The sequence below is a fragment of the Cuneatibacter sp. NSJ-177 genome (assembly GCF_022867805.1).
Taxonomy (GTDB): domain Bacteria; phylum Bacillota; class Clostridia; order Lachnospirales; family Lachnospiraceae; genus Pseudolachnospira.
In genome coordinates, this window is the sequence record NZ_JALIFO010000005.1 from 12,405 (window position 1) to 30,901 (window position 18,497).

Consider the following 18,497-nt stretch of genomic DNA (forward strand, 5'->3'; position numbering starts at 1 on the left):
GGCGCCGCCCCACTCCAGCCCCCAATCCCGGAGTTCCTCCTCCGCCAAACAACAGGCGGAACTTCTTATCATTTCATCGTCAGAGAGATCCTCTTCTTCGCCAGATCCACACCCAGAACCTTGACTTCCACCACATCTCCGACGCTGACCGCTTCCAACGGATGCTTGATAAACCGCTCGCAGATCTGGGAGACATGGACCAGGCCGTCCTGATGGACACCAATGTCCACAAAGGCGCCGAAGTCCACAATATTCCGGACCGTGCCTTTTAAGATCATCCCCGGTTTCAAATCCTCCATATCCATGACGTCGGTGCGGAGCACGGGCTTCGGCATCTCATCTCTCGGATCCCGGCCAGGTTTTTCCAGTTCCTTCAAAATATCCTTTAATGTCGGCTCACCGATGCCAAGCTCCGCGGCCATCTTCGCCGCATCCTTCACCTTTTTGCCGATCCCGGCGACGCCGCCCTTCGTCACGTCGTCCGGCCCATACCCCAGCTTTGCCAAAAGCGCCTCGGCGGCCGGATAGCTCTCCGGGTGCACCGCCGTCATATCAAGCGGATTTTTTCCTCCCCGGACCCGCAGGAAACCGGCGCACTGCTCATAGGCCTTCGGGCCCAGCTTCGCCACTTTTAAAAGCTGTTTCCGGTCGGTAAACGCTCCGTTTTCCTCCCGGTAAATGACGATATTTTTCGCCACGGTCTTTGTGATGCCGGACACATACTCCAAGAGGGAGGCGGACGCGGTGTTCAGATCCACGCCGACCCGGTTTACACAGTTTTCTACCACGCCCTGGAGGGCTTCCCCCAGCTTTTTCTGATTCATATCATGTTGATACTGGCCCACGCCGATGCTCTTGGGATCAATCTTTACCAGCTCCGCCAGCGGATCCTGGAGACGTCTGGCAATGGATACCGCGCTTCTCTGCCCCACGTCAAACTGAGGGAATTCCTCAGTGGCAAGTTTGCTGGCCGAGTACACCGAGGCCCCCGCCTCGTTGACGATCACATAGGAAACCTTGGCCGGGAGCACTTCCTTTAACAGCTCCACGATAATCTGCTCCGACTCGCGGGAGGCCGTGCCGTTGCCCACGGAGATCAAAGTGATCCCGTACTTCTCAATCAGTTTCTTTACCGTTCTCTTGGATTCTTCCACCTTGTTCTGGGGCGCAGTCGGGAAGATCACCACGGTATCCAGCACTTTCCCGGTGGCGTCCACCACGGCCAGCTTGCAGCCAGTCCGGAACGCCGGGTCCCAGCCCAGCACCACATGTCCGACAATAGGCGGCTGAAGCAGAAGCTGCTCCAGGTTCTTACCGAATACCCGGATCGCCCCTTTCTCCGCAATCTCGGTCATCTGATTCCGGATCTCCCGGTAGATGGCGGGCTCAATCAGCCGAGTATAGCTGTCCGCAATCGTTTCTTTTAGGAGCGGCGACGTGTGGGGGTTCTCCCTTGTAATCACCTGCTTTTCCAGGTAGCGCAGGATCTGTTCCGCGGGCGCCTCGATTTTCACATTCAAAACGCCTTCCTTCTCCCCCCGGTTCAAAGCCAAGATCCGGTGGCCAGCTAACTTTGGCACCGGCTCCTCATACTGGTAATACTGGTCGTAAACCGTCGAAGTCCCCGGATCCTTTGCCTCCGAACGCAGAATGCCGCTGCGGACCGTCACGGCCCGGATATAGGTCCGGTACTCCGCCGAGTCGGAAATCCGCTCCGCCAGGATGTCACAGGCCCCGGCCAGAGCATTCTGCACATCCGGCACCTCCTTCTCCGGATCCACAAAAGAAGCCGCTTCTTCTTCCATAGAGCGCTCTGTCTCCTGGGCCCAGAGAATTTCCGCCAGAGGGTCCAGTCCCCGCTCCTTGGCGATCGTGGCGCGGGTCCGGCGCTTCGGGCGGTAAGGGCGGTAGAGATCCTCCACAGCCACCAAAGTAGCCGCAGCCAATATCTGAGCCTTTAGCTCCTCGGTCAAAGCGCCCTGTTCTTCAATGGTCGCCAAGACTTGTTCCTTTTTCTCCTCCAAATTCCGCAGGTACCGCAGCCGCTCGTCCAGCTGACGGAGCACTTCATCATTTAACGATCCGGTCACCTCTTTCCGGTACCGCGCGATAAAAGGGATTGTGTTCCCCTCGTCGATCAGTTTGACCGTGGCATCCACCTGTCCCTCGCGGATGTTCAGTTCCTTTGCCAACGCCTTGATAATATCCATTCCCAAAACTCCTTCTAATCCCAAAAACACCGGCGGCCGTCCTTTATAACATTGCCCGGCCGCTCAGCAAAAGAATATTTTTAATCAGCCAATTTCCAGCCACCAAAATCACGCCGCCCCAGACATACCAGGCGCGGTATTTCAATCCGGGAATCCGCCCCCTGGTCAGCCGGTTCAAAGTCCAGCTCCCCATGAACAAAAGATAAAAGCCAAGCCCGTACAAGACAAAGGGGTGCAATTTCAGGCTTTCCAGGACTCTGCCGTGAAGAAGCGCCGAAAGCGCCCTGGTGCCGCCGCAGCCGGGGCAATACAGCCCGGTGATCGCGCGAAACGGACAAGACCAGTTCAGGAACCGGGCGAACACCGGCACACATTCCGCCAAGACAAGTATAGCGGCCGCAAAAATGGCGGCCGCTATTCCCAGACGGTATAAAGATTGTTCTACTGTCGGGGCCGTTCGTTTCATTGATTAAGCATCCAGGCCGAACGCAGTGTGGACGGCGCGCATCGCGCGGGTCACATCATCCTCGTCGATCAGCACCGTGATGCGGATCTCAGCGGTTCCGATCATACGGATATTGACATTGGCATTGTAGAGGGCTTCAAACATCTTCGCCGCAACACCGGCGTTGCTCTCCATACCGGCTCCCACGATGGAGACCTTCGCCACATGATCATCATAAGTGATCTCGGTAGCGCCCCAGGAAGTCTTCTGCTCCTCCAGAGCCTTGACCGCTTCCTGCATATCCGTTCTGGCTACCGTAAAGGAGATATCCTTGGTGCCTTCCCGGCCGATGGACTGCAGGATGATATCCACGCTGATATTCTTCATTGCCAGGCACTTGAATACTTTAAACGCAATTCCGGGCTCGTTGCGCACTCCGATGACAGAAATTCTCGCGGTATTTTTATCTGCAGCTACGCCGCTGACTAACATTCCTTCCATGTTTGCATTCTCCTTTACAATCGTTCCTTCATTCCGGTTCAGGCTGGAGCGCACGATCAGCGGCACTCCATAACGTTTTGCCATCTCTACCGAGCGGTTATGTAACACCTTGGCGCCCAGAGACGCAAATTCCAGCATTTCATCGTAAGTGATTTCCTTTAACTTCTGCGCAGCCGGCACAATCCGGGGATCCGAGGTGTAGACGCCGTCCACATCCGTATAGATCTCGCAGGCGTCCGCGTGCAAGGCCGCCGCCAGGGCAACCGCCGTTGTATCGGAGCCTCCGCGGCCCAAAGTCGTATAGTCATCCTTCTTGTTGATTCCCTGGAATCCAGTCACAATCACAATCTTATTGTTTTCCAGCTCTTCTTCAATCCGCTCCCGGTCGATGCGAAGCAGGCGGGAATTTCCATAGACCGAAGTGGTGTGCATTTTTACCTGAAAAGCATTTAAAGAAACCGCAGGAACGCCCAGAGCTCCCATCGCCATCGCCATCAGGGAGACAGAAACCTGCTCGCCGGTTGTGAGCAGCATATCCAGCTCTCTCTTGCTGGCGTTCGGATTGATATCCGCTGCTTTTGCCAGCAGCCCGTCGGTGGTTTTCCCCATCGCGGACAGAACAACGACGACCTGATTGCCAGCCTTGTAATCCTCGATACAGCGGTTGGCTACGTTAAAAATTCTCTCTTTATCGGCAACGGAGCTGCCACCGAATTTCTTTACAATCAGCATGTTTTTCCTCCCAGCAAATGATCCATGGTGCGGTACCCTTCGGCAATATAATTGCCGCTGGCCTTTGCTTCTTTTTCGTTATAGTTCCAGGAATGTGATTCCGGCTTGGTGCTGTCATAAATCAAATACGGTACCGGATCGGACGTATGCGTTCTGACACAGATCGGCGTCGGATGATCCGGCATCACCAGCATTCGGAAATCCACCCCGGCGGCGTCCAGCCCTTCCTTCACGAGGCGGATCACTCTCTGATCCAGGTATTCAATGGACTTCACCTTGCGCGGGATGCTTCCTTGATGCCCCATCTCGTCGGGAGCTTCCACATGGACATAGGCGAAATCATAGCCGTCTTTCGTCAGAGCGTCCACAGCCGCCTGGGCCTTCCCTTCATAGTTGGTATTCAGCGTGCCGTCTGCGCCCTCGACAATGATATTCTTCATGCCTGCGCCGACCGCGATGCCCTTTAACAAGTCTACGGCGGAAATCATCACGCCTTTCTTCCCGGTCTTCTCCTCAAAGGAGGACAGAATCGGCTTTGTGCCCGCTCCCCAGAACCAGAAACAGTTGGCCGGGTTTTTACCGGCGGCGATTCTGGCCTGATTTAACGGATGATTTTTCAGAATTTCATAGCTGCGGATCATCATCTTCCGCAGGGTGGGATCTTCCGGAAGGAACGGCCCGATCTTCTGCCCCAGATGATCGTGGGGCTGCGCCAAATCCACCACCTGGCCCTGATCCCAGATCAAGAGATGCCGGTAGCTGGTTCCCACATAAAATTGATAGGTCTCATTTTGAAGTTCTTCTTTCACTGCTTTAAGGAGGATCGCCGCGTCTTCCGTGGAAATCTCTCCGGAGCTGTGATCCAGAATCGTCTTTTCTTCAAAAGGAACATCGTCGTCGGACAGAGTGACGATATTCGTGCGGAGCGCTATATCCGTATCCTTCATCGGTACGCCGATGCTCAGCGCTTCCAGCGGGGAACGGCCGGTGTAATAATCCTTCGGATTATATCCCAGCACAGCCAGGTTCGCCGTATCGCTTCCCGGCTTCATGCCTTCCGGAATCGTATGGGACAGGCCGAGCTCCGATTTTTTTGACAATTCATCCAAAACCGGCGTCTCGGCCACTTCCAGAGGAGTCCGGCCATTTAACTCGGCCAAAGGCTCATCTGCCATCCCGTCGCCTAATATCACTACATATTTCATAGCTTGGTTTCTCCTCATCGTTCTAAAGCGGATTCCCGCTGGACTTCTTACGCCTGCACGCGGATCCGGTGCAGAATGCCTTCCATCCCTGCCGCAGCCTCGTCAAATTCCTTTTCACTGATAACCGGCGTCAAATATCCGATCTCCCCGGCTACCCCGGCGTCGATCAGCTGGCCGCTTCCGAACTTCTCAACCAGTTCCGATTTCCGGGAGGCGTCTCCCTTTACGCGGATTAAAAACTGCTTCCTGGAGGTGGAGATACCGGAGAGTTCCTGCTTCTCGGCGGTCCATCCGGCATAAATGTTCTGATGCAGGTTTTTGGCTGCCTCCACCACATCGGCCATCACGGCGCTTGCCGTCGCATGGGAACCGGCGCCGCGGCCATAGAACATCACATTGTCCACCATATTTCCGTGCACTAAAATAGCGTTAAACACATCGTTCACCGCAAAAAGCGGATTTTCCGGCTTTACCAGAGCGGGAGCCACCATCGCGTAGACGCGGCCGTTTTCCTTCCAGCTGCTGCCGAGGAGCTTGATCGCCCAGCCCAGCTTTCTCGCATACTGGAAATCCGCCGTGGTAATCTTCGTGATGCCTTCCGTCTGAATATCTTCGAAATTGACGAATTTCTCCAGCACAATAGAGCTGAGGATCGCGATTTTGCGGCAGGCGTCAAAGCCTTCCACATCGGCCTCCGGCTTGCGCTCCGCAAAGCCGTTGTCCTGGGCTTCCTTTAACGCATCCTCGAAGGAAGTCTCTTCCTGATCCATCTTAGTCAATATATAGTTGGTCGTGCCGTTTAAAATTCCCGTCACCTGGTCGATCTCGTCGGCGCTGAGGCTGCGGAGAAGCGGACGGATAATGGGAATTCCGCCTCCGACGCTGGCGCCGAAGAAAAAGTTGCTGTTTTTCTCTTTTGCCAGTGCCAGAAGCTCCACGCCCTTTTTCGCCACCAGTTCCTTATTGGAAGTGGCCACGCTCTTTCCCGCTTCCAGAGCCTTTTTCACGAAGGTGAAGGCAGGCTCCAGACCGCCCATGGTCTCCACGACAATATCCACATCCGGATCGTTCACAATCGTGTCCACATCATGGACTAAAACTTTTTCCACCGGCTGGCCAGGAAATTCCCGGATATCCAGCACGTACTTTACCTGGAGTTCTTCCCCCAGGTTCCGCTTGATCACCTCACGGTTGGTATTTACCACATCAAAGACGCCGGAACCAATGGTTCCGAAGCCCATAATCGCTATCTGCCGCATGGTTTCGATTCCTTTCCCTGTTTTTCATGCTAATTTTAGATGTTAGAACACTTTTTCTTTTCATGCAATAGTCCGTTAGCAGTTTAACGCGACAGATTGCACCATTTCAGATATCCATTGATAAAAAGATCAATATTTCCGTCCAGAACGCTGTTCACGTTTCCGGTCTCCACGTCGGTCCGGTGATCTTTTACCATGGTATAGGGCTGCAATACATAAGAGCGGATCTGGTTTCCCCAGCTGATATCGGAGACCTCGCCCCGAATTCCGGAGGCTTTCTCCGCCTGCTCCTGCTGTTTCAGCAGATACAGCTTTGCTTTTAACATCTGCATCGCCTTATCCTTATTCTGGAACTGGGACCGCTCATTCTGGCACTGGACCACGATTCCGGTCGGGAAATGGGTGATCCGGATCGCCGAAGAGGTCTTGTTGATGTGCTGTCCGCCGGCTCCGCTGGAACGATAGGTGTCGATCCGGATATCTTCGTCCCGGACCTCAATGTCCAAATCGTCCTCGATATCCGGCATCACATCGCAGGACACAAAGGATGTCTGTCTCTTTCCTGCCGCATTGAACGGGGAAATGCGGACCAGGCGGTGCACGCCTTTTTCCGACTTTAGATATCCGTACGCGTTGGTACCGTCGACCTGGATCGTCACCGACTTGACGCCGGCTTCCTCACCGTCCAGATAATCCAGCACCTCAATGGAAAATCCTTTTTTCTCCGCCCACCGCGTGTACATTCGGTACAGCATCCCGGCCCAGTCACAGGCCTCCGTACCGCCAGCGCCCGCATGAAGGGTCAGAATTGCATTGTTTTTGTCATATTCGCCGGACAGCAGGGTGCTGACCCGCATGTCGTCCAGCTTTTTCGTAAAGGCATCCAGCTCTTCCCCGATCTCTGGAATCAGACTTTCATCCTCTTCCTCATAAGCCATCTCGATCAGGGTCTCCAAATCTTCAAACTTGGTCTGAAGATCATTGCAAGTCTCCACGACGGATTTCAAGCCTTTCAGCTCCTGCATGGTCTTGCTGGATTTCTCGGCGTCCTCCCAGAAGGAAGGCTCCTCCATGATTCTTTCTAATTCCGCAATCCGGTTTTCTTTGCCAGCCAGGTCAAAGTGAATCCCTCACTTCGATTAACGGCTGGGCACAGGCGGCCAGATTTACTTTGTACTGGTCTAATTCAACCATTAATGTCACCTACTTTCTGCCACAGCATTGTTTATATTTTTTGCCCGAACCGCAAGGGCACGGGTCGTTGGGGTAGATCTTCTTTTCTTCTCTGCGCTTCGGTCCCTTGGGAAGGCTGTCGTCCCGGTTGGTTCCGGTGGCCTTTGCGACCTGCTCTCTCTCCACCTTCTGTTCCAGGCGGATGTGCAGCAGCAGGCGGACCGTATCTTCTTCGATGGAGGCCGTCATCTGGTCAAACATATCATAGCCAGCCATCTTATATTCCACCAGAGGGTCTCTCTGGCCGTAGGCCTGCAGGCCGATGCCCTGGCGCAGCTGCTCCATGTCGTCGATGTGATCCATCCACCGGCGGTCAATGACTTTCAGGAGAACCACGCGCTCAATCTCACGGATCTGCTCCGGATCCGTAAACTCCGCCTCTTTGGCTTCGTAGAGCTTCACGGTAGCCTGCTTTAACATCTGCATCAGATCTGCTTTTTTGAACGTTTTCTTCTGCTCATCAGACAGCACCACGGTCCGCATCGGGAAGATCGGCAGCAGCAGGGAGTTCAGCTCATTCATATCCCACTGCTCCGGGGTCTGCTCTTCAGAAATACACATGTCCACGATATGCTCGGCCACGTCGCTGATCATCTTCATCACCACGTCGCGCATGCTCTCGCCGTTCAATACGCTGCGGCGCTCACCGTAGATGATCTCTCTCTGCTCGTTCATGACCTCGTCGTACTCCAGCAGCTGTTTCCGGATGCCGAAGTTATTGCCCTCGATCTTCTTCTGGGCCTTTTCTATCGCATTGGAAAGCATCTTGTGCTGAATCTGTTCATTGTCCGGAACTTTCATGGCATTGAACATATTCAGCATCTTCTCTCCGCCGAAGAGGCGCATCAAGTCATCCTCCAAGGAGATAAAGAACTGGGATTCACCGGGATCGCCCTGACGGCCGGAACGGCCGCGCAGCTGATTGTCGATCCGGCGGGATTCATGGCGCTCCGTACCGATGATCTTCAAACCGCCGGCTGCAACGCTCTCTGGATCCAGCTTGATATCGGTACCACGGCCTGCCATGTTGGTGGCAATGGTCACCGCGCCGTGCTGTCCGGCCTCGGCTACAATCTGAGCCTCCAGCTCATGGAACTTTGCGTTCAGCACGTTGTGCGTAATTCCCCGCTTTTTCAGCAGCGCCGAAAGCTCCTCGGACGCCTCGATGGTGATGGTTCCGACCAGCACAGGCTGTCCCTTTTCATGGGAAGAAACAATCTCCTCCACAATCGCATGGAGCTTCTCCCGCTTGGTTTTGTAAACGGCATCCTGATGGTCCACACGAACCACCGGCTTGTTGGTCGGGATTTCGATGACGTCCATACCGTAGATATCGCGGAATTCCTTTTCTTCGGTCATGGCCGTACCGGTCATACCGGCCTTCTTCTCAAATTTATTGAAGAAGTTCTGGAACGTAATCGTGGCGAGAGTCTTGCTCTCTCTCTTGACCTTTACGTGCTCCTTTGCCTCGATTGCCTGGTGCAGTCCGTCGGAGTACCGGCGGCCCGGCATGATACGGCCGGTGAACTCATCAACAATCAAAACTTCATCGTCTTTTACCACATAATCCTTGTCGCGGAACATCAGGTTGTGAGCCCGCAGCGCCAGGATGATGTTGTGCTGGATTTCCAGGTTTTCCGGATCGGCCAGGTTTTCAATCTGGAAGAATTTCTCCACCTTGGCCACGCCCTCGGCCGTCAGGTTGACCTGCTTATCCTTCTCATTGACCACGAAGTCGCCGCTTTCTTGCTGCTCCTCCTTCATGATCGCCGCCATCTTCGTCAGCTCGGTTTCCTCGCCGCGCTCTAAACGCTGGGCCAGATAATCGCAGACCTCATAGAGTTTGGTGGATTTCCCGCTCTGTCCGGAAATAATCAGCGGGGTTCTGGCTTCATCGATCAGGACCGAGTCCACCTCGTCGACGATCGCATAGTGGAGATCCCGGAGCACCAGCTGCTCTTTGTAGATCGCCATGTTATCACGCAGATAGTCGAATCCCAATTCATTGTTTGTCACATAGGTGATGTCGCAGGCGTATGCTTGCTTCCGTTCCTCCGGCGTCATGGAGTTCAGCACCACGCCGACCTTCAGGCCCAGGAATTCATGTACCTGTCCCATCCACTCCGCGTCACGCTTGGCCAGGTAATCATTGACGGTCACGATGTGAACGCCTCTTCCTTCCAACGCATTCAAGTACGCCGGCAGCGTGGAGACCAAGGTTTTTCCTTCACCGGTCCGCATCTCGGCGATCCGCCCCTGATGCAGAATCACACCGCCGATCAGCTGCACCCGGTACGGCTCCATCTGTAATGCTCTTCTGGCTGCCTCCCGCACAACAGCGAAGGCCTCCGGCAACAAATCGTCCAGAGTCTCGCCTTCTCCAAGACGCTTTTTAAACTCCTGCGTCTTTTCCCGCAGACCCTCGTCCGACATTTCCATCATCTGAGGGCGCAGACTCTCTATCTTGTCTATCAGAGGAGATATCCGCTTCAGCTCTTTCTCGCTTTGCGTTCCAAATACTTTCTGTATTAAGCCCATAGAGTTACACTCCTTAGCATAAAATTTACCACCGTATATTGTATCATCATAACCTTCCGAATTCAACCACTTCTTTTTCCAGTGGATGACAGATGTCCTTATCCTTCTTTTTCCCCCAGCCATACACAAAGTTATCCACAGGCCTGTCCCGCTGTTTTTGGCTCAAAATTGAGTTATACACGAAGTTATCCACATTATCCACAATTTTGCTCCGTATCTGCCTGTGGACTTTTCGACACGTTTCCCATTTTTTTTACAAAAATTTCGGTGTTTTTTTTCGGATTACTCCTTGTGTTTTTTGGATTTTATGGTACAATTAAGGATATCAAAGGGGTTGTTTTTCATGTAGACAGAATCTTTTCCTTTTTTCGTTTTTTTGTCAAAGGGAATCGAATTCCGGCCTCCTCCTTTGACTCCTGTGGAAGAAGAAAGTCATTTTTTCTGGTTTTCCACAGAAAAATAACCGTAAAGGAGTTGATTGTATGCGTTTTATCATCACAGGGAGAAACATCAATCTCACCACCGGCCTCCAGGACGCCGTAGAAAGCAAATTAAAAAAGCTGGAACGGTATTTTAATCCTGACACGGAAGCCCAGGTTACGTTGAGTGTGGAAAAGGGACGTCAGAAAATTGAGGTCACGATTCCGGTCAAAGGACGCATCATCCGGGCAGAACAGGTCAGCGAGGATATGTATACCTCCATCGATCTGGTACAGGAGACCATTGAACGGCAGTTAAAGAAATATAAAAACAAATTGATCGATTCGACTCAGAATGCCACCAGCTTTTCCAAGGAATATGCGGACGAGCCCTACGAGGAAGAGGACGCCATCCGGATCGTAAAGACAAAGCGCTTCGCCATCAAACCCATGGATGCCGAGGAAGCCTGTCTGCAGATGGAAATGCTGGGTCACAGCTTCTACGTCTTCCGTGATGCGGATACGGATCAGGTCAATGTGGTTTATAAGAGAAAGAACGGAACCTACGGATTAATCGAACCGGAATTCTAATGGAAATACGGATGAAAACCGACAGGGCGGCCAAACAGCCGCCCTGTTTTTTTCCTCTTTCCAAGAATGTTCCCCACTGTCTCCTGCTCTCCGCCCGTTTCCTTTTCTGCCTCCATCTTCCGGTCAATCCGACACCAAGGCCCCTGCCCGCGCCAAGAGCTGCCCGCAATCTTCTTCATTTGGATGATTCTGCGCCCGGTCAAAGTTTTCCAGCATGCCGAGGATCTTTTTGTCCCCCGGCTTCTCCGCCAGCATTGTCTCATACCGCCGGCGCACCGAAACCGACATTTTCCCTTGACACAGGTAAGATCCCACAAAGGTATTGGAGGGATCCGCCTGCTGTTTCACCGCAGTCAGGATCTTCTGAAAATATTCTTCACTGCCGCCGAAACCTGCGGTTCCAAACAAAAAGATTTTCTGATTCCGCAGCTTTTTTAAAACACTCGCCGATTTTTCATCACAGTTTCCTTTGTCCGTCCAAAAGCCAAGCAGGACCAGCTTCGAGCCCGTAACCGCCTCCCAGGCGTTGGCATCCTTCTGCGCCAGATCCGCCGTCCCAAAATACCGGCATCCCTCTTTCGGCAGCCCCTCTTTCAGCGCCTCCGCCAGCAAGGCCGTATTCCCGGATCTACTGCTGTAAACAATCGCATACTTCATATTCCTGCCTCCAATCCAATCGTTCCATCCGATTTTTCCGCCGTCTTCTTTGCTCCCAAGCCTCATCTGCCGCTTCAAAAACACTGTTTCCAGTCCCAGATCACAGTTGTTGCGCAAAACTTTCTTCACCGGGAGGAGCTGCCATACCTGGTCTTCGGAGGGTTCTCCGCAAAACAGGATATTTCCGGCACCGGAACACACTCCCATTTTCGGCCAACCATTTTTTTCAGAAGTGTCTTCAACTGTTTTTGCTCCTCTTCTTCCAGTCCCGAAAGCATTTCCTGATCCCAATGCTCAAACAGAGAGCAGCTGAACAAAAATGCCTGCTCGCCTCTCTCCGTCAGTCTCAATCTGTTTTCCCTCCGGTCACATCCATTCTTCTCCCGAACCATAAAACCCAGTTTCACCAGCCGGTCCACGGAACGTGTCGTATGCCCCGCATCCATATGAAGCCCTTGGCACACTTGTCCCGAAGAACATCCCGGATTTTTTCCCACATACAGGACATAATATAATAACCCCACCGTCAGTCCTAATTTTTGCAGTTCCCTGCCGCAATAAGAGGAAAAATCCTTAAACAGCAAATCCGCATAAAATGCCAGGGTCGTCCCCACGCCCAACCCTCCCTCACCATGTTTTCCTCCATTATACTCCATTGCTTGACCATGTCAAGTATTTTAAATGTTTACGGCGCATGCTCATTGCTTGACCATATCCGGCATTTCAGTTTCACACCACTCCAAACCAAATAGATTCCTCCTCCCATACCCATCTCAGCTCTCCCCAAACATGCCCAAAAAGAGGAGAAATGCAGAGAGGTCATGCAGAGGGAGCCGTAGGAATTACCCCGGATTGCGCAGAAACCGCGGAGCCTGACCTACAGTGGTATCGAAGATTTGCCACAGGCAAATCTTCAAATGAAGGATTTTCAGCTCTGAGCTCAGCCCTTCTCTATGCCCTTAATAACATTCAAACAAACTTGATTTTTCTATTGACAAAAGAAACGATAACTGTTATCATTAATATGTCAATAAATTAACGTTAATAAAATAATAATCAATTGGAGGCGTACCCTATGAAAATGAAAGGCTTCGCAATGTTAGGAATCGGAAAAACCGGCTGGATTGAAAAGGAGGTCCCTGCCTGCGGCCCCCTGGATGCAATCGTTAAACCCATCGCGGTTTCTCCTTGTACTTCCGATATTCATACGGTTTGGGAAGGCGCCATCGGAGAGCGCACCGATATGATCTTAGGCCACGAGGCCGTCGGTGAGGTCGTAGAAGTCGGCAGCCTCGTTAAGGATCTGAAACCCGGAGACCGTGTTATTGTCCCCGCCATCACCCCGGACTGGGGCAGCCTGGAAGCCCAGAACGGCTACTCCATGCACTCCGGAGGTATGCTGGCAGGCTGGAAATTCTCCAATTTTAAAGACGGCGTATTCGGCGAATATTTCCATGTAAATGAGGCGGACGCCAATCTGGCGATCCTGCCCGACAGCCTGGACCCGGCGGACGCGGTTATGCTCAGCGACATGGTTCCCACTGGCTTTCACGGAGTAGAACTGGCGGACGTCCAGTTCGGAGATTCTGTCTGCGTCATCGGAATCGGCCCGGTCGGATTGATGTCGGTGGCTGGAGCGGCCCTGCACGGCGCCAGCCGTCTGTATGCGGTGGGCTCCCGTCCCAACTGCATTAAAGTGGCTAAAGCCTACGGCGCCACGGATATCCTCAACTATAAAGAAGGCGATATCGTAGAGCAGATTATGGAGAAGACCCACGGCAAAGGCGTTGACAAAGTCATCATCGCCGGAGGCGACAACGATACATTTATCCAGGCTGTACAGATGGTAAAACCCGGCGGCCGCATCGGAAATGTGAATTACCTTGGGTCCGGTGATTATGTGAAGATCCCCCGGATCGAGTGGGGATGCGGAATGGGACACAAAACCATCGCCGGCGGCCTGATGCCCGGCGGACGGCTCCGCATGGAAAAGCTGGCGTCCCTGATGGAAACCGGACGTCTCGACACGTCCAAGCTGCTGACCCACCGTTTCCAGGGCTTTGAACATTTGGAGGACGCTCTCCTGCTGATGAAGGATAAACCCCGCGATCTGATTAAGCCGGTGGTGATGATCTAACATCCGCGGTAAATTTTTGATAGCATATTAACTATTATAAACAACGCCAAGGGCCGGGACAATATTTTACTGTCCCGGCCCTTGGCGCTTTATACCCGGAAAAATTCCCCAAGAAAAAGGCAGGATGTCCATTCATCCTGCCTTTAATCCTATCTCATATTTTCATCAATCCAGCACGTTCCGGATGCTCTTCGGCGTCCGGTAATTCCAGCTGGAGATCTTCACTCCCGTATCCGGGGAGGAGGCATGTACCACGCATTCGTCGCCGATATAGATCGCCACGTGGCCGCCGTAATAGATGATATCGCCCGGCTTCATCTCGCTGGAGCTGATGGATCTGCCTGCGCCGGCCTGCTCGCCGGAGGATCTGGGAAGATCCACGCCGTACTTCGCAAAAATCTGCTGTACAAAACCAGAGCAGTCCACGCCGGTTTTCAGGCTATCCCCGCCGTACACATAATCCAGATTGCCGACAAAGGATTCCGCATAGGAAACAATCGCTCTTCTGGTAGAAGATACGGAACCGTCGCTGCTGGGAGCCTTCTGTTCCTCTTTCTTGGTGGTTTCCTTCTTGGAACTTTCGTTTTTGCTGCTGTTGTTATTGGAAGACGAAGAGGACTTCTTCGTGCTGTCCTTGGAGCTATTCGACTTATTGGAATTGGATTTGTTCGAGTTGGCCGCCTCCTTGGAGCGGGATTCCTCTTCCTTCTCCTTGCGGATGCGCTCCTGCTCTTCCTCCGCCTCTCTCTGCAGGCGCTCCAAACGCTCCTGCTCCGCTCTCTCCTCCTCGATGGAGATCGCCTGGTCGAAGTCAATATGTACATCCACGTAATCCTTGCAGACATAACCCGCCAGATCCGTGTCGACCGACAGCTTTACAAAATCTCCGGTCTCCTCAACAATCGAATATTTCTCATCGGCGGACAGAAGGGTCAGGGTCGTGCTGTCCAGATTCGGCTCCTCGCGCAGGCGAAGGGTCTCGGTGGTCACCGTAGCGCTGACTCTTCCCACGTCTTTCGCCAAAGCTTCCGCTTCCTCGCCGGTGGCAAAATACTCTGCCTTGATGAAGCCTTCCACCGATCCGGATTTCACCTTATACCAGGTGCCGTCTTCCTTCTCGACTGTCTCCAGAATCGTGGCAGCGGCGTTGTTATAAATCTTACCCAGCACTTCTGCTTCCGTGCTGGCATCCTGTCTGATATTTACATAGTTTTCCACCTGGGAAATGGCGACATTCTTGTACGCTTCCTCGACCTCGGCTTTCCGCTCTTCGTAAGCTTTGATCGCAGCGTGTTCCTCCTCCGCCGGAGTCTCTTCCGCCTGGGTTTTGGCGCTGTCCAAGTTTGACAGAGAATCGGCCGCCCCCAACGGAGCCACCGCGCTGCTGGAATTTGCACCCGGTACGGCAGCCGCCGCCCCGATCGCTCCCAAATCAGATTCTGCAGGAGCTGCAAACGCAGTGCTCGGTACCATCGCCATCGTCAGCACTGCACAAAATCCGGTTAACCCCCATTTTCTCATCCAATCTCTCAAGCCGGGTTCCTCCAAAATATCGTTATGATTTACAAAATAAGTCATCTCATTACAGATTTATTACAATTACGACATAATCATAACAAAAACTCCCCAGCTTGTCAAGCTGGGGAGCGTAATCCGTGCAAAATTAATCAATCACATTGCGGATGCTCTTGATCGAGCGGTAATTGTACTTGGAAATCTTTACGCCGGTGCTGGGGCTGGAGGCATGAACCACCTGTCCGTCGCCGATGTAGATGGCCACATGGCCGCTGTAATGGACGATATCGCCGGGCTGCATTTCATCCGAGCTGACTCTGCGTCCGGTACTGCCCTGCTCGCCGGAAGTACGAGGCAGGCTGATGCCGTACTTCTTATAGATGGACTGAATGAAACCGGAGCAGTCTGCACCGCTGGTCAGGCTTGTCCCGCCGTATACATAATCCAGATTGCCGACAAACGTCAAAGCGTAGGAAACGATGGCGTCGCGAACCTCGGAATTGCTCTCATGGGAGGTTTCCTCTTCGGTCTCTTCCTCAGTGGCCTCAGTCTCCGGCTCTCTCTCCTCTTCGGAACTGCTCTCGTCAGAGTTGTTGTTCTCTTCGGAACTGCTGTTCTCATTGGAGCTGCCGTTATCGTTGTTTTCCCCAGCCTCGTCGTTTCTTTCTTCCTCGGCTTTGGAGGTGTTCTTGCTGCTCTCCTTATCGGAGTTATTTTCCTTCTTGGAGGTCTCTTTCTTGGAAGACTCATCCTTTGAGTCTGACTTGCTCGACTCCTTGGCCTTCTCTTCCGCTTCCTTCTGCTCTTTCAGACGTTTCTCAGCCTCCTCGGCCTCTCTCTGTCTGCGGGCTTCTTCCTCCTGCTGCCGGCGCTCTTCTTCCACGGAAATCGCCTGCTCGAAGTTGACCTCTACCTTAATATAATCATTATGTACATAACCTTCTTTGTCGCCGTCCAGCGAGATCTTCGTGAACTCGTCACCCTGCTCCTCCACCGTGTACTTCTCACCTTCGGAGAGCAGATCGATCATCTGGCTGTCCTGGCTGGGTTCCTGGCGCAGGCGGAGCGTCTCGGTATTGATCTCGGCGGTGACATGTCCCACCTGCTGTGCGATGGACTCGGCATCGGTTCCGGTTACAAAGTAGTCGGACTTGATGTAGCCCTCGACAGACCCGGACTTGATCTTATACCAGGTGCCGTCTTCCTGATCTACGGTCTCCTGAATCGTCGCGGCGGCGTTATTGTAAATCTTTCCGAGTACCTCGGCGTCAGTGTTTGGTTCCTGACGGATATTTACATAATTCTCCACCTGGGAAATCGCAATATCCTTATAGGGAGAATTCGCTTCCGCAGCTTCTCTGGCTTCCAGCGCTTCCACGGCGGCGTGCTCGGTCTCAGCCGTATTGGACACAGGGGTCACGGCAGCGGCAGCCAGCGGGGCAACCGTAGGCTCAGTCGCCTGGGACACTACTGCGGCGGCGGCCAACGGAGCAACCGTGGACTTCGCCTGGCTCTTCTCAGGCGTCTTTGTTTTATTACTGGAAACAGCGGCGGCAACACCGATGACGTTCAGCTCGGTTTTTCCAATCGGAGAAGCAAAAATCGTGCTGGCAAACATCGTCGTCGTGATTCCTACACATGCGGCTCCTGTCAAAAGCCGTTTTCCCATCTTCTTTTTTCCCACAGTTATAAACCTCCTAACTGTTGCTAATTATTACGCAAATGTTACAAATCTGAAATAAGTATAACAAAGCCTCCCCTGCCTGTCAACCCTTTTTCTTCATTTTCTTTCGCCTTTTCCCCTCCCATTTCCTTCCATATCCCCCAGAAAACTCTGAATTCCAGCAAAAAATCCCATATCTCGTTTCCGGCTCCCCGTCGGTACATCAAGATATGGGATTTCGAATATCTTAAACACTTCTTCATCAATCCATCATTTTTGACCGGCTTCCAACTCCCTCAAATACCGTTCGGCGGATCCAACTGCATTGGCGCCGTCCGACACCGCCGTCACAATCTGGCGCAAAGCCTTGGTTCTGACGTCTCCGGCTGCAAAAATCCCCGGAACGCTGGTTTCGCAGTCTTCGCCTGCCTTAATATAACCGTTTTCAGCGTCCACAACATCCAAAAACACGTCGCTGTTGGGAGAAATTCCGACAGCCACAAACAAACCATTCACCGGAAGCTCCTGAACTTTTTTCTGTAATAAATTCTTAACATTTATACTTTCCACCGTGTCTTCGCCGTTTACCTTCTCCACCACGCAATTCCAGAGCACTTCGATATTCTCACAGGCTTCCAGCTGTTTTTGCAGCGATTTTGCCGCTCTCAGCTCATCCCGCCGGTGAATCAGATATACTTTTTCGCAGAGGCGGGAAAGAAAGATCGCGTCCTCCACCGCCACATCGCCGCCGCCGACCACGGCAACGGTCTGATTTTTATAGAGAGCTCCGTCACAGACGGCACAGTAGCTGACGCCGCGGCCGCCGAGCCGCTCTTCCCCGTCAACCCCAAGTTTTCTGTGTCTCGCGCCGGTGGCAATCAGCAGGGCTTTCGCCTCATAGGTTTCCTTGGCGCATTTGACAAACTTGATTCCGTCTTCCACACCGACTGCCTGCACCTCGTCCTCCACAAACTTAGCTCCCAGGCTTTCCGCATGTTCCCGCAGCTTGACCCCCAGGTCAAACCCATTGATCCCAGGGAAGCCGGGGTAATTGTCAACGGAATAAGTGGTCAGAACCTGACCGCCGCTCATCATTTCTTTTTCGATGGTAACGGTATTCAGCTGCGCGCGCTCCGCGTAAATTGCCGCTCCGAGACCGGCAGGGCCGGAGCCGATAATAATCAAATCGTACATAGGATTCTCCTTTTTATCTGTTCCGCTATCCCGGAACATTTTCTGAACTTGTGACCGTGAACGGTGACCTGAAATTTCATGGCTCTGTCACAACAAATGGTTGATTTTTGACGAGAAATAGCGTATAATAATAGTAAGAAACAGTACCACCGAAGGAGGTAATTGGATATGCCTACTATCAAAGACGCATTAGATATT

The 18,497-nt window shown here is 52.8% G+C and carries 14 protein-coding genes; 2 read left to right on the forward strand and 12 right to left on the reverse strand.

Features of this window, described 5'->3' with window-relative positions; genetic code table 11:
• Positions 1-68: 68 nt before the first annotated feature.
• From MUB23_RS07970 to secA, 7 genes are all read right to left on the reverse strand, one after another.
• A complete protein-coding gene (locus tag MUB23_RS07970) occupies positions 69-2,210 on the reverse strand; it encodes a Tex family protein (RefSeq protein ID WP_244799853.1) in 2,142 nt (713 codons plus the stop codon).
• A gap of 43 nt (positions 2,211-2,253) precedes the next feature.
• A complete protein-coding gene (locus MUB23_RS07975; protein ID WP_244799854.1) occupies positions 2,254-2,676 on the reverse strand; it encodes a DUF2752 domain-containing protein in 423 nt (140 codons plus the stop codon).
• A 3-nt stretch (positions 2,677-2,679) separates the two neighbouring features.
• The gene (locus MUB23_RS07980; RefSeq protein ID WP_244799855.1) at positions 2,680-3,888 is read right to left on the reverse strand and encodes an aspartate kinase; all 1,209 of its coding nucleotides are present in this window, start codon (positions 3,886-3,888) and stop codon (positions 2,680-2,682) included.
• Positions 3,882-5,093: a cofactor-independent phosphoglycerate mutase gene (locus MUB23_RS07985; protein WP_244799856.1), complete on the reverse strand. Its 1,212-nt coding sequence runs from the start codon at positions 5,091-5,093 to the stop codon at positions 3,882-3,884. Before MUB23_RS07985 ends, MUB23_RS07980 begins: the two co-directional genes overlap by 7 nt.
• 47 nt (positions 5,094-5,140) lie before the next feature.
• Positions 5,141-6,352, reverse strand: coding sequence for a homoserine dehydrogenase (locus tag MUB23_RS07990; RefSeq protein WP_244799857.1), 1,212 nt, complete (start codon positions 6,350-6,352; stop codon positions 5,141-5,143).
• Positions 6,353-6,435: 83 nt separating this feature from the next.
• A protein-coding gene (gene prfB, locus MUB23_RS07995) for a peptide chain release factor 2 (protein ID WP_244799858.1) occupies positions 6,436-7,546 on the reverse strand; the annotation gives its coding sequence in 2 pieces (ribosomal slippage) (positions 6,436-7,470 and positions 7,472-7,546; 1,110 coding nt in all).
• A 9-nt stretch (positions 7,547-7,555) separates the two neighbouring features.
• Positions 7,556-10,123: a preprotein translocase subunit SecA gene (gene secA / locus MUB23_RS08000; protein ID WP_244799859.1), complete on the reverse strand. Its 2,568-nt coding sequence runs from the start codon at positions 10,121-10,123 to the stop codon at positions 7,556-7,558.
• Between the two features lie 482 nt (positions 10,124-10,605).
• On the opposite strand from secA, the gene hpf reads away from it, so the two are divergent.
• On the forward strand, positions 10,606-11,133 hold the full coding sequence (gene hpf, locus MUB23_RS08005; protein WP_244799860.1) for a ribosome hibernation-promoting factor, HPF/YfiA family: 528 nt from the start codon (positions 10,606-10,608) through the stop codon (positions 11,131-11,133).
• A 123-nt stretch (positions 11,134-11,256) separates the two neighbouring features.
• On the opposite strand, the gene bilS is transcribed toward hpf, so the two are convergent.
• Positions 11,257-11,919, reverse strand: a complete 663-nt coding sequence (bilS, locus tag MUB23_RS08010) for a flavodoxin family protein BilS (RefSeq protein WP_330641829.1) — start codon at positions 11,917-11,919, stop codon at positions 11,257-11,259.
• Entirely contained in the window at positions 11,916-12,404 is a 489-nt protein-coding gene (bilQ, locus tag MUB23_RS08015) for a bilirubin utilization transcriptional regulator BilQ (protein WP_244799861.1), read from the reverse strand. The genes bilS and bilQ overlap by 4 nt, the downstream gene beginning before the upstream one ends.
• A 461-nt stretch (positions 12,405-12,865) precedes the next feature.
• Here bilQ and MUB23_RS08020 point away from each other — a divergent pair, with 461 nt between their 5' ends.
• On the forward strand, positions 12,866-13,927 hold the full coding sequence (locus tag MUB23_RS08020; protein WP_330641830.1) for an NAD(P)-dependent alcohol dehydrogenase: 1,062 nt from the start codon (positions 12,866-12,868) through the stop codon (positions 13,925-13,927).
• Positions 13,928-14,092: 165 nt separating this feature from the next.
• Here MUB23_RS08020 and MUB23_RS08025 read toward each other — a convergent pair whose 3' ends face one another.
• From MUB23_RS08025 to trxB, 3 genes are all read right to left on the reverse strand, one after another.
• A complete protein-coding gene (locus MUB23_RS08025; protein WP_244799862.1) occupies positions 14,093-15,460 on the reverse strand; it encodes a C40 family peptidase in 1,368 nt (455 codons plus the stop codon).
• Positions 15,461-15,590: 130 nt separating this feature from the next.
• A complete protein-coding gene (locus MUB23_RS08030; RefSeq protein ID WP_244799863.1) occupies positions 15,591-17,126 on the reverse strand; it encodes a C40 family peptidase in 1,536 nt (511 codons plus the stop codon).
• Between the two features lie 249 nt (positions 17,127-17,375).
• Complete coding sequence (gene trxB, locus MUB23_RS08035) at positions 17,376-18,299, reverse strand: thioredoxin-disulfide reductase (RefSeq protein WP_244799864.1); 924 nt, start codon at positions 18,297-18,299, stop codon at positions 17,376-17,378.
• Positions 18,300-18,497 lie beyond the last annotated feature (198 nt).

Excerpts from the sequence above, each read along its gene's own strand:
- MUB23_RS07985 (WP_244799856.1), bottom strand. The coding sequence starts at position 5,093 with ATGAAATATGTAGTGATATTAGGCGACGGGATGGCAGATGAGCCTTTG.
- MUB23_RS08020 (WP_330641830.1), top strand. The coding sequence starts at position 12,866 with ATGAAAATGAAAGGCTTCGCAATGTTAGGAATCGGAAAAACCGGCTGG.
- hpf (WP_244799860.1), top strand. The coding sequence starts at position 10,606 with ATGCGTTTTATCATCACAGGGAGAAACATCAATCTCACCACCGGCCTC.
- trxB (WP_244799864.1), bottom strand. The coding sequence starts at position 18,299 with ATGTACGATTTGATTATTATCGGCTCCGGCCCTGCCGGTCTCGGAGCG.
- secA (WP_244799859.1), bottom strand. The coding sequence starts at position 10,123 with ATGGGCTTAATACAGAAAGTATTTGGAACGCAAAGCGAGAAAGAGCTG.
- MUB23_RS07980 (WP_244799855.1), bottom strand. The coding sequence starts at position 3,888 with ATGCTGATTGTAAAGAAATTCGGTGGCAGCTCCGTTGCCGATAAAGAG.
- MUB23_RS07990 (WP_244799857.1), bottom strand. The coding sequence starts at position 6,352 with ATGCGGCAGATAGCGATTATGGGCTTCGGAACCATTGGTTCCGGCGTC.
- MUB23_RS07975 (WP_244799854.1), bottom strand. The coding sequence starts at position 2,676 with ATGAAACGAACGGCCCCGACAGTAGAACAATCTTTATACCGTCTGGGA.
- MUB23_RS07970 (WP_244799853.1), bottom strand. The coding sequence starts at position 2,210 with ATGGATATTATCAAGGCGTTGGCAAAGGAACTGAACATCCGCGAGGGA.